The organism is Arthrobacter sp. ISL-85 (assembly GCF_018613675.1).
In the GTDB taxonomy this organism is placed as follows: domain Bacteria; phylum Actinomycetota; class Actinomycetes; order Actinomycetales; family Micrococcaceae; genus Arthrobacter.
This window is the reverse complement of the sequence record NZ_JAGGPQ010000027.1, coordinates 34235-44582: the sequence shown is the minus strand read 5'-3', so window position 1 is coordinate 44582 and position 10348 is coordinate 34235. Positions and strand designations below refer to the sequence as shown.

The 10348-nt window shown below is 66.5% G+C and carries 13 protein-coding genes; 7 read left to right on the top strand and 6 right to left on the bottom strand.

Features of this window, described 5'->3' with window-relative positions; translation table 11 throughout:
• Positions 1-108: 108 nt before the first annotated feature.
• A complete protein-coding gene (locus tag J7I84_RS19690) occupies positions 109-936 on the bottom strand; it encodes an SDR family NAD(P)-dependent oxidoreductase (RefSeq protein WP_214946208.1) in 828 nt (275 codons plus the stop codon).
• Complete coding sequence (locus tag J7I84_RS19685; RefSeq protein ID WP_214946207.1) at positions 918-1649, bottom strand: hypothetical protein; 732 nt, start codon at positions 1647-1649, stop codon at positions 918-920. The genes J7I84_RS19690 and J7I84_RS19685 overlap by 19 nt, the downstream gene beginning before the upstream one ends.
• Positions 1650-1748: 99 nt before the next feature.
• Between J7I84_RS19685 and J7I84_RS19680 the strand changes: the two genes are divergently transcribed.
• Positions 1749-2225, top strand: a complete 477-nt coding sequence (locus J7I84_RS19680) for a MarR family winged helix-turn-helix transcriptional regulator (protein WP_214946206.1) — start codon at positions 1749-1751, stop codon at positions 2223-2225.
• Between the two features lie 240 nt (positions 2226-2465).
• Here the strand turns inward: J7I84_RS19680 and J7I84_RS19675 are convergent, their stop codons facing one another.
• Positions 2466-2729: a hypothetical protein gene (locus J7I84_RS19675; RefSeq protein WP_214946205.1), complete on the bottom strand. Its 264-nt coding sequence runs from the start codon at positions 2727-2729 to the stop codon at positions 2466-2468.
• A 309-nt stretch (positions 2730-3038) separates the two neighbouring features.
• On the opposite strand from J7I84_RS19675, the gene J7I84_RS19670 reads away from it, so the two are divergent.
• Entirely contained in the window at positions 3039-3356 is a 318-nt protein-coding gene (locus tag J7I84_RS19670) for a hypothetical protein (RefSeq protein ID WP_214946204.1), read from the top strand.
• 453 nt (positions 3357-3809) lie between these two features.
• On the opposite strand, the gene J7I84_RS19665 is transcribed toward J7I84_RS19670, so the two are convergent.
• Positions 3810-4130 (bottom strand): GYD domain-containing protein, encoded by a 321-nt coding sequence (locus J7I84_RS19665; protein ID WP_214946203.1) that lies wholly within the window; start codon positions 4128-4130, stop codon positions 3810-3812.
• A gap of 289 nt (positions 4131-4419) precedes the next feature.
• Here J7I84_RS19665 and J7I84_RS19660 point away from each other — a divergent pair, with 289 nt between their 5' ends.
• The 4 genes from J7I84_RS19660 to J7I84_RS19645 all read left to right on the top strand — a co-directional run bounded on the left by J7I84_RS19660 (position 4420) and on the right by J7I84_RS19645 (position 8860).
• The gene (locus J7I84_RS19660; RefSeq protein ID WP_214946202.1) at positions 4420-5124 is read left to right on the top strand and encodes a DUF998 domain-containing protein; all 705 of its coding nucleotides are present in this window, start codon (positions 4420-4422) and stop codon (positions 5122-5124) included.
• A complete protein-coding gene (locus tag J7I84_RS19655; protein ID WP_214946201.1) occupies positions 5121-7754 on the top strand; it encodes a PEP/pyruvate-binding domain-containing protein in 2634 nt (877 codons plus the stop codon). The genes J7I84_RS19660 and J7I84_RS19655 overlap by 4 nt, the downstream gene beginning before the upstream one ends.
• A gap of 37 nt (positions 7755-7791) precedes the next feature.
• Positions 7792-8394, top strand: coding sequence for a TMEM175 family protein (locus J7I84_RS19650; protein ID WP_214946200.1), 603 nt, complete (start codon positions 7792-7794; stop codon positions 8392-8394).
• Positions 8395-8461: 67 nt separating this feature from the next.
• Complete coding sequence (locus J7I84_RS19645; protein WP_214946199.1) at positions 8462-8860, top strand: nuclear transport factor 2 family protein; 399 nt, start codon at positions 8462-8464, stop codon at positions 8858-8860.
• Between the two features lie 41 nt (positions 8861-8901).
• Here the strand turns inward: J7I84_RS19645 and J7I84_RS19640 are convergent, their stop codons facing one another.
• Positions 8902-9168, bottom strand: a complete 267-nt coding sequence (locus J7I84_RS19640) for a hypothetical protein (RefSeq protein WP_214946198.1) — start codon at positions 9166-9168, stop codon at positions 8902-8904.
• Between the two features lie 75 nt (positions 9169-9243).
• Positions 9244-9678: an SRPBCC family protein gene (locus tag J7I84_RS19635; protein ID WP_214946197.1), complete on the bottom strand. Its 435-nt coding sequence runs from the start codon at positions 9676-9678 to the stop codon at positions 9244-9246.
• Positions 9679-9919: 241 nt separating this feature from the next.
• Between J7I84_RS19635 and J7I84_RS19630 the strand changes: the two genes are divergently transcribed.
• Positions 9920-10321, top strand: coding sequence for a hypothetical protein (locus tag J7I84_RS19630; RefSeq protein WP_214946196.1), 402 nt, complete (start codon positions 9920-9922; stop codon positions 10319-10321).
• Positions 10322-10348 lie beyond the last annotated feature (27 nt).

The window sequence follows — 10348 nt, the reverse complement described above, 5'->3', positions numbered from 1 at the left end:
GGAATGCAATTGCCGGATGGTGCCCTTACACTTCCTGCTGCCAGTGCCACGGCGACAGGAGCGCTGGATTACACGCGGCATCCACTGCATGGAGAAAGACAAAGCATCCTAGGTCCTTGTGTTGAACGCTGGAGTCCCCGCGAGCCGGCCGCCGTCGACGGCCAGCACCGTACCGGTGACAAAGCTGGACTGCTCGGAACACAGCCACAATGCTGCGGCGGCAACGTCCGCGGTGGTGCCGATGCGGCCCACCGGCACTGACGCGGCCACCCGGTCCTGCGCGGCATCCCCCGCTGCCGCGAGGCGGTCCGTGAGGATGGGCCCGGGTGCGATCGCGTTGACCCGGATACCCCGGGCGGCGTAATCAAGGGCCGCCACCCGGGTCAGGCCTCCCACGCCGAATTTGCTGGCAACGTATCCGCTCAGCCCGGCCACGCCCTGTTCGCCGGCCGTGGAGGACATGTTCACGATCGCCCCGCCGTCCCCGCCTGCCAGCATCAGTTCGATTTGGTACTTCAGGCAAAGGAACACCCCGCGCAGGCTGACGGCGATGGCACTGTCGAACTCGGCGCTGGTCCAGTCGACGAGCGGAGCTGGTGGCCGCCCGCCGCCTGCCGCATTGTTGACGGCCGCGTCCAGCCGCCCGAACCGGTGCTGGACCTCGGCCAGGAGTGCTCCCACCGAGTCCTCACTGGCCACATCCACAGGCAGTGGCAACGCGTTGCCCCCGGACCGGCGAATGGCCTCCGCCTGCCTGGCCAGGCCGTCGCCGTCCCGGGCAGCCAGCACCACCTGCGCGCCGGCGTCGGCAAATACGGCAGCAATCGCGGCGCCGATGCCCCTGCTCGCCCCGGTGACCAGCGCGACCTTGCCGGTCATTGGCCTGTCCTGTCCCGCCATGGCGTGCCCCGCCGTCGTCATTGCCGTGCTGTCCACTGGGTGCGCCGTTCCTGGTTGGCTGCCGCGCGCCGGTTGGGCAGCAGGAACCCGGCGGCAATCAGCCAGATGAGTCCACCGAAGCGCCCGACCGGGAGGAGGAACTGGAACGGCTCGAGGACCATCGAGAGGAAGCTCAGCTCGGACAGTGCCGCGATGACCAGGCCGGCCCAGGCAAGCCACCGCGGTATGAAACCAAGGATGAGTGACGGGACGGCGATGCCGGCCACCAGCAGGCCAAGCCCCACAACGAAGCCCACGCCTCCCGTGAGATAAGCGAGGAAAGCGAGCGCCTGTGCAAGGGCCGTGTCCGCGGTGACCTCGGGCCGGCCCAGCAGCCACGAGACCAGGCCGGAGAGCATAAGGAACACCGCCGCGCTGATGCCGCCGAAGAAGCCAATGGCCGGTCCGGGGACCCGCACCCCGAGCCGAAGCTGCCGGGCGTAAACAGTGGCGGCAAGGATCCCCAGGGGCACGGCCGAACCGAACTGCAGCATGCCGGCCAGCTCCGCGGCCAGGCCGTGTTGCCGGAGGAGCCCGGTGACATCAGCGGCAGGCGCGAACAGGGAAACGAACCATTGGCCGCCGGTGATCACGGCTGTTGCAGCCAGGCTGGCCAGGAAGATTCCCAGGCTCACGATGGCAAGAACGCCGGGATGCGGGCCGCCGGAGCGGGCTCCGCTGCGTCCATTTGAAACTGCACTATCGGTCATGGCTGCACCCTTCCACTAGGGCCGTGGCTGTCTGGGAATTGCCTGACTACAAAATGGTTCACCTACAGAATTATTCTGTCAAGGATGTATTCTGGAGCCATGAATCCAGCCACCCAGGGCCAGTCGAAGCGGACAGCTTTCCTCCTGTCCCAGCTCGGCGCCGTGGCATCGTCCCGGTTTGCCGAGCGCACCCGTGAAATCGGCCTCACGCCAAGCGACGCGGGCGTTATCCGCCTGCTGGCCCGCTCGCCCGGGTTGAGCCAGCGGTCGGTGGCGGAAAAGCTGGGCATCGTTCCCAGCCGGGTGGTCCCGCTGATCGACTCGCTCCAGGGGCGCGGGCTGGTGAACAGAGTCCGCAGCAGCTCGGACCGGCGGAACTACGAACTGCACCTCACGGACGCCGGCGAGCGGGTGCTGCATGAATTGCGCGGCATCGCCGAACAACACGAAGCTGAACTCCTCGCGCCCCTGACCGGCGACCAGGCAGCACAGCTGGGTTTTCTGCTGGCGCAACTGGCCGCGGGCCACGGGCTGGACCGGGACCTCCACCGCGGCAGCGTGAGTCAGCAGAGCTGACGCCGGGACACTGCCGGACGGCCTTCCGGCGCAGTATGGCAGGACCGGAACCACGCCCCCTGTTTCCGCACCATCCGCCCCCGGAAGGGGAACGGATCCAAGGTATAGCTGGCGCCGGGGCCGTTCCGGGCGCCGAGGGCGGCCGGCTTTAATAACAAAGGAGGCCGACGACGACACGCGAGTGTCGCCGTCCGCCTCCCTACTTACGCCGCACGGTGCCATGCACCCAAGGCGCTGGGCCTAAGCTGCCGCCGGAAGCGTTACGTAGCTGCCCTCGACAGAGCCGGCGGAAACTGCGGGAGCCCCGGCTGCCGTGACATAGCTGCCGTGGGTGACGGAGCGCAGGACCCGGTTGCCCGCGACGGTGACATAGGTGCCTTCAGTGCGGGCCGCGGCGCTGCCGTCCGGGTGGGTTACATAGCTGCCCCCTGCCCGTGCCGTGCCGGCGACGGTGGCGCCGGAAGCATCCTCGGGGGTTGTGGGGCGTTCTGCCAGCAAAGACATGGATTCTCCTTGGGGTTCAGGATCAGGGCCAGTGGGGTTCCGGTGCCGCTCGAGCAGGAAAGGGGGTTCCGGGGGTCGGTTCGCTGCCCTGCCCGCCGGGGATGTTCACCTGCGCGGTACTCGAGGGCAACGGTGGCCTACATACAAGTTTACGGCGTTATTTAGAGCTACTCAAAATAACGTGGCCGGACTCACGCGACTCAGGCGGGCCGGCCAGGCACTTAAGTAGGGCACTTCTCCCCTGTGCCCCGCCCGCCGCCGGGTCTACCGTGATCCGCATCAACGTCCGCCGCCGTCAAAGGAGCCATCATGGCCGGGTTTGTGCAGATCATCGAATTCACGTCGTCCCGCATCAAGGAGATCGAGGAGCTGGGCCGCCCCTCCAGCATCGGGGGAAGTACCCCCGCCACCTTCCGCCGCATTCTCGCCACGGCGGACAGGGACCACCCCGGGCACTACTTCACCATCGTGGACTTCGATTCCTTTGACTCGGCAATGGAGAACTCCGGCCGGCCGGAAACGTCGGAGTTCGCTGCGAAGATGGCGGAACTCTGCGACGGGCCCGTGATCTTCCACAACCTGGATGTCATGTGGGAGGACACCGGACAGGCTGCAGACAACGGCTAGGAGCAGGGCGGGGCTTCCGTAAGACGCCCTCCATGTACCTGCACGGCCCGGAGAAGGCAGGTTTCCCTCAAGATTGCGGCAATTAGTCTCCACCATGGACAAAACCGCTTGGGGATGGCATTCCCGTTTCCTAAGGTGGTGACACAAGCTCGGCTAGGGGGACGATTGCGATGACCGCTGATGCATCTTCAGGCGCTGGCTGCAACGGGGGCGCCGAAGAACTGAAGTCCGTAAGGCCGGCCCCTCGGCCCGTTCCCGCTCCTCCCCACAAAAGGATCCCAGCCGCCCACGCACCGATCCCCAGGACCAGCGGCCGCGAGCGCGAAGTCCAGCAACTGATCTACGATCTCGCCCTCCTCGCAACCAGGCAGTGCCCGCAGTAAGTCGCCCAAAGCCAGCCGGCCGCCGTCGTACGTTTACGACGACGGCCCGCGCCCAACCTGACTGACTCCCCTACTGTCCCGGCGCCCGGTAGGACGGCGTCTTCTTGGCGGCTTCGTCCAGGTCCTCCACGGTGAGGAGCGGCTTGAGCCGGACATTGACGTTCCCCGACGAATTGATCAACAGCGACAGTGCTGCGGCGCTGGCATCGTCCGGTATGTCGAAGACGCCCAGGACGTCGTAGTAACCGAAAGCGTAGTAGAAGCTTTCCAGCGTTCCGCCCACGGATTTGACGGCCTCAGTCACCGCATCACGCCGTGCGGTGCCGCCTTCCCGCATGAGCCCCTTAATGCCCTGGCCCACGTACGTCGCTTCGAACAGGTATTTTGGCATGTCTTTCCTCCTGGCATGGTCAGCGCGGCGCCCCACTCCGTGGACTACGGGGTGTTTGCCACCGGTAAGGCGGAACGTATTCCCCGGCGTGAAGGCAGTCAATATGCCGGGATACCTAATGGCAGAAGTAGGGGGACAACACTCCTGCGCCATCGAACCCCAAGGCCGTTCGGCCCTACCAAGGTCCGGCGGCCCGGCACACGCTGGAACAGGCAGGCGCCAGGGCCTACGCCCGCGTGCCCGGCGCCGGGGCCGCTTGTTGGTCCGCGGGCTCGAAGGACATCCGGACATGTCAATTGCAGGAGGACGGCTCCCGCGGCGCCGGCGCGCCGTACCGTTCGAAAACGGCCGCACTGACGTCCTCCGCGCCAGCCTCCTCGCCGCCGGGCCGCAGTCGTCGCTGCTGTACGTGGTGTTCACCGACGGCATCGCGGCCTCCCAGTGGGCCGGCTACCGCCGCACCGGGCAGATGGTGAGCGAACTGTTCGCCGTCGGCTCCCCCGGCTACCAGGTCCTGGCCCCGTTCACCTGGCTCTACACAGTTCTGTTCACCGCCTTCGGGGTGGGCGTCTGGACGTCCGTCCGCGGGAACCGGGCACTGCGCATCGCCGCCGGCCTGCTCACCGCCTACGGGCTGTGGAACATCATGGGCGCCCTCTTCCCGCTGCGTCTGGGGGACGACACCTCCGTTCCCATGCACATCGTGGCCACCAACATCCAGCTCGCGCTCATGGTCGCCGCGATGTGTTTCGCCGCCGCCGGGTTCCACGGCCGGATGCGCGTGTACTCCATCGTCTCGCTCGCAATGTCGGCGCTCATGGGTATGGTCGCCTTCATGGCAGCACCGGGACCGAACCTCGTATTGGGCGTCGGCGAGCGCATCAGCATCGGGGCGTTCCTGCTGTGGGTCGCGGTCCTCGCGACTGTGTTGTGGAAACGGCCAGCGCTGGGGAAACGGACGACGGCGGCGGGCAGCAAGGAGGCAGCGTCATGACATACGTCAGGGACTTGGGGGACGTGCGGCCCGGCGACATCGCCGGGGCGGGCGGCAAGGCCGTGGGCCTCGGCGGCCTGATTCAGGCCGGGTTGCCGGTGCCGCCGGGAGTGGTCCTCACCACGGACGCGTACGCGGACTTCGTCAGCGAAAACAACCTCGGGGAAGCCATCCAGGAACTGGCCGCGCTCCCGCCGGAGACAACGCCGGAGGACTATGAGCACGCCTCCGCGCTGATCCGGACCCTGTTCAGCAAGGGCGCCATGCCATCGGACATCGAAGCCGACCTGAAGGACGCTTACGAACGCCTCGGCGGTGGATACACGGCGGTGTCCGTCCGCTCCTCCGCCACCGCCGAGGACCTCGCCTCCGCCAGCTTCGCGGGCCAGCAGGAAACCTACCTGAACGTCCGCGGCGCGGACGCGCTGACCAAGGCCGTCATTGACTGCTGGGCCTCGCTCTGGACGGCGCGCGCCATGGCCTACCGTGCCCGCGAAGGCGTGCTGCCCGGCCAGGTGCGTCTCGCCGTCGTGATCCAACAGATGGTGGAGGCCGAGGCAGCCGGGGTGATGTTCACCGCCAACCCCGCCAACGGCCGGCGCGACCAGACCGTGATCAGCGCCGCGTGGGGCCTGGGTGAGGCCGTGGTGAGCGGCGCGGTCACCACGGACGACCTGACCGTGGACTCCTCAACCGGCAAGGTCCTCTCCCGCCAGACAGCCGACAAGGAACTCATGACCGTCCCCACGGAGAACGGAACGGCCGAGGAGAAGGTGGCGGAAGCCCGCCGCCGTGCGCCCGTCCTGGACGATGCCGCGGCAGCCGAGCTCGCCGCCTACGGCCAACGGATCGCTGACCACTTCGGGGCGCCGCAGGACATCGAGTGGGCGCACGCCGACGGGAGGTTCTTCCTTCTCCAGTCCCGGCCCATCACCGCGCTGCCGGAACCCGCGGCCGACGTCCCGACGGAATGGCCTGTTCCCTACCCCAAGGGCCTCTACTTCCGGGCGAGCATCGTGGAGCAGATGCCGGAGCCGCTCTCCCCGCTCTTCGCCGACCTCATCGACGGCTCGGTGTCCCGCTCTATCTCGGCCCTGATGAACGACGCGCTGGGCCAGCATTCCCTCCGCGAAGGCGACGTCAGCTTCCCCGCCGTCAACGGCTACGCCTATTACTACTACCGCACCTGGCCCATGCTGCGGATGACGGCCCGGACGGTCCCGGCCATGGGGTCGCTGTTCCGCGGCACGGCGCACATGGGCATAAGCGGCTGGCGCGACTACTCTCATCCGCGCTACGAACGAGTGATCAGGGACTGGTCTGTGAAACCGCCGGCAGAGCTTTCCGGTGGGGAGTTGCTGGCGGGCGTTCAGGCCCTGCTGGACGCCGGCACCGTGTACTACACCGCGGTCCAGTCCATCATTCCGCTGGCCGATATGAGCGAACTCTCCTTCCGGGGCTTCTACAAATCCGTCCGGCGCGACGGCGGTCCACCCGCACAGGACTTCCTGCTCGGCTTCGACAGCGAACCCATCCGGGCCGAGAAGTCGCTGTACGACCTCGCAGGCTGGGCGCGCAGCGATCCATCGCTGGTTTCCGTTTTGCTGGAACGGCCGACGGCGGAGCTCGCCGAGGGCCTGCGGACCGGTTCGGCACCGGCAGGGGTGGACGACGCCCTGTGGCAGGAATGGCGGTTCACCTTCCAGGAGCATCTGGCCCTCTACGGCCACGCGGTCTACAACCTGGACTTTGCCACCCCGGTGCCGGCCGATAACCCGTCCGCCCAGCTGGAGACGGTGAAGTTCTACCTGCGCGGGCAGGGCACGGACCCGCATGAGCGGCAGCGGCTGCTGACGGAGCGGCGGGAATCGCTGACCCGTGAGGTCGTTGACCGCCTGGGACCGCGGCGCCGACGGTTGTTCCTACGTCTGCTGAAGTGGGCGCAGGAGACTGCGCCGGTCCGCGAGGACGCGCTGGCCGACGTCGGCCTTGCCTGGCCGCTGCTGCGGCGCATGCTGCTGGAGCTGGGCCGGCGGCTGGTGCTCTCGGGGGTCATCGCTGCGCCGGACGACGTGTTCTGGCTGCGCTTCCAGGAGCTTGAGAGTGCGGCTGGATTTGGGTTGGCGGAACCGGAAGCCGGCGTGGCCCTTGCCGGGGCGGCCCGTCCCGTCCGAGCCGAGGCCGTGGAGGAACGCAGGATGTTGTGGCGGGGACAGGCGAAGGCCCTGGCCCCACAGATACTCCCCCAGAAGGCGTGGATGGAGAAGGCCTTCGGCTCGATGATGCCGGGAGGCCCCCAGCAGCAGGCCGGCGACGTCATCAAGGGTACCGGCGCGAGCTCGGGCCGGGTGACCGCGCCGGCCCGGGTCCTGCGGGGCCCGGAGGACTTTGGCCAGATGCAGGCCGGCGAGGTGCTGGTGGCCCGCATGACCACGCCGGCCTGGACTCCGCTGTTCGCGATGGCATCGGCCGTGGTGACCGATGTGGGCGGGCCGCTGAGCCACAGCTCCATCGTGGCCCGCGAGTACGGAATTCCGGCCGTCCTGGGAACCGGGGTGGCGACGCAGCGGCTGGCCGGTGGACGGAAAGTCACCGTTGATGGCGACGCGGGCACGGTCACCATCATGTGACATCCTGCCCGCGTGGCTTTGCGTGCATGATATTCGGGTGAACAAAAACCGGCTTGAAGCCTTCAGCGACGGCGTACTGGCGATCATCATCACCATCATGGTGCTCGAACTGCACGCGCCCGAGGAACCAACATGGGCAGGCGTCGCCGCCATCCTGCCCATGCTCTTCACCTACCTCCTGAGCTTCGTCTATGTGGGGATTTACTGGAACAACCACCACCACATGATCCAGCTCGCCAACCGCGTCAGCGGCAGTGTCCTGTGGGCCAACCTCCATCTGCTGTTCTGGCTGTCCCTGTTTCCGTTCACCACCCGGTGGATGGATGAGTCCGGCTTCCTGCAGGTCCCCGTGCTGCTGTACGGCATCAACCTGCTGTGCGCCGCGATCGCCTACTTCATCCTGGAACGGCGGCTGATCGCCGTGCAGGGGAAGGACGGGGCCCTGGCCCAGGCTGTGGGGAGGGACTGGAAGGGCAAGGCCTCGCCACTGATCTACCTCACCGGCATCGCACTCACCCTGGTGCAGCCGCTGCTGGGAGTGGCCGTCTTCACCATTGTCGCGCTGATCTGGCTGGTTCCGGACCGGCGTGTGGAACACTTCGTCGTCAAAGCCCACCAGGACAGCGCCGGCCAGCTGTAAACGCGGGCTACTGCACCGTGGACCTTCAGCCCTTGCCGGGCACGCACGGCGCGCGTACCTTGACGCCATGAGTGACCGCGATGACTTCCTTCAGTGGGTCAGCACCACGCTGCATGACGCGGAAGTGGCCCTGCACAACGGCGACGCGAACCCCCGGCGCGCCATCTGGTCGCGCAACGAGCCCGTGAGCATCCTGGGAGCGTTCCGCAACGCTTACGGACTGGAAGAAGTGGAAGAAACCTTCAGGTTCCTGGAAAACAGCTTTTCCAACTGCACGTCGCGGGAGTTGGAGTTGCAGGCGTGCGACGTCATCGGGGATATGGCGTACACCGCGGGCATCGAGCGCATTTCCTTCCGCAGGGACGGCGATCCGACCAACCTCACGCTCCGGGCAACCCAGGTCTACCGGCGCGAGGATGGCCAGTGGAAGGTGGCCCACCGGCACGCCGACGTAGTTTCAGTGTGACCCGTCACCAACCGAGGCCCCAACTTCCGGGAGCGTTCGGGCTACTCCCCCATGCCTGGGTGCACGGGAACAAAGTCCACCTTGTTGCCGGAGTTGGTGCGGCTCGCCGGGACGCGGTTGAACCCGCGCGCGTCGAGCCCGTTCCTGGCGCGGAACTCGGCGAGGGCAGCGTCGTAGGCGTTGTTGAGGGTCCGGCCCGAAAACTCCCCGGTGCTGCCGTCATTGAAGGCGATTCGAATGCGGACGCTGGCCGGGTAATGCCGGTTCATCCGGACAAAACCGTCGGCGTCCTGCTGGAGAGTGATCACGGGATCCTGCTTTCGTTCGTGTGAGCAGACTCAAGTTTGCCTTACAACGCCCGACTGGCGGCACGCAACCCTCAGCTACCGCGCCTCTAGGACTGCCTTAAGCTTGGCCAACTGGGCGACCTCCTGGTCCATGGTGCGCTGGACCATCGGCCCGAGGAGTTTCATCAATCCCTTGGTTTGCAGGTCCAGCGTGAAGCGAACGGTTGTCCCGACGTCGGACGTGCTGAGGTGGTAGGCGCCGGACGGACGGGCAGGACCCGCCACTACTTGGAAGCCGAGGAGCCTGCCGGGTTCCGCTGCGGTGATCTCGTAGTCGCCGTCGATGGCCCGCCCACCCGGCCCGCTCAGCGTCTGCCTGTACACGGCGCCCAGCATTCCGGCCGTGCCGCTCTTCAACGAGATGGATTGAACGCCTGTCCGCCACGCGGTGTTGTTCAACCCGTCGGCCAGGAACCGGTACACCTCGTCGGGCGAACGGCTGATGGTGATCTGGTTCTCGGCGTGCGCCACGGCTGCCCCTTAAGTGTGCGAGTTCCTGTTTCGAATATCCCGCTGCCAAGGTAACAATCTGCCATCTGCGGCCCCTCCGGGGAAGGGCATAAAGGGCCTGCACCGCCGCCACCACCTCAAAATTGCCGCAAATGCATTGAAAATTCCTTGCGTGATATTGCCATACTGAGCGATGGGGATGACACGGCGTGGAACGTGGCTGCGGTATGGACTGGTCTCAGTCCTGTTGATCGGGATTCATTTGGGCAGCCTGTGGTTCTTTTCCGAGGGCGTCTACCAGGGCCGCGCAAACGTCCCGCTCTTCAAGTTTCCGGAAAAGGTGGACGTCTTCTTCCTCCTGACCTTCACGCCGACCTTTATCGGGCTCAAGTATTTGGCCTACGATTCGGCGGTGCGGGCTCTATCCGGGAATTACAGGCCGCCCGCGCTCATAGTCTGTTTCATCGCCGGTTATCTGGTGGCCCTCGCAATAGACATCGCATGCCTCATCGCGGCGTCGAAACCCATCGCGGATTCCGGGCTCTCACTTCTGGGCTCGATTGTCCAAACACCGTTAGTACTACTCTTAGCCGGCGCTATCATCGCAGGTGTGGCGTTGCAGAAAGACGCCCCTCCGCCAGCGCAACCGGGGACGCCGCGTTAACCTCCCCTCGAAATCGCCGCACCCGGC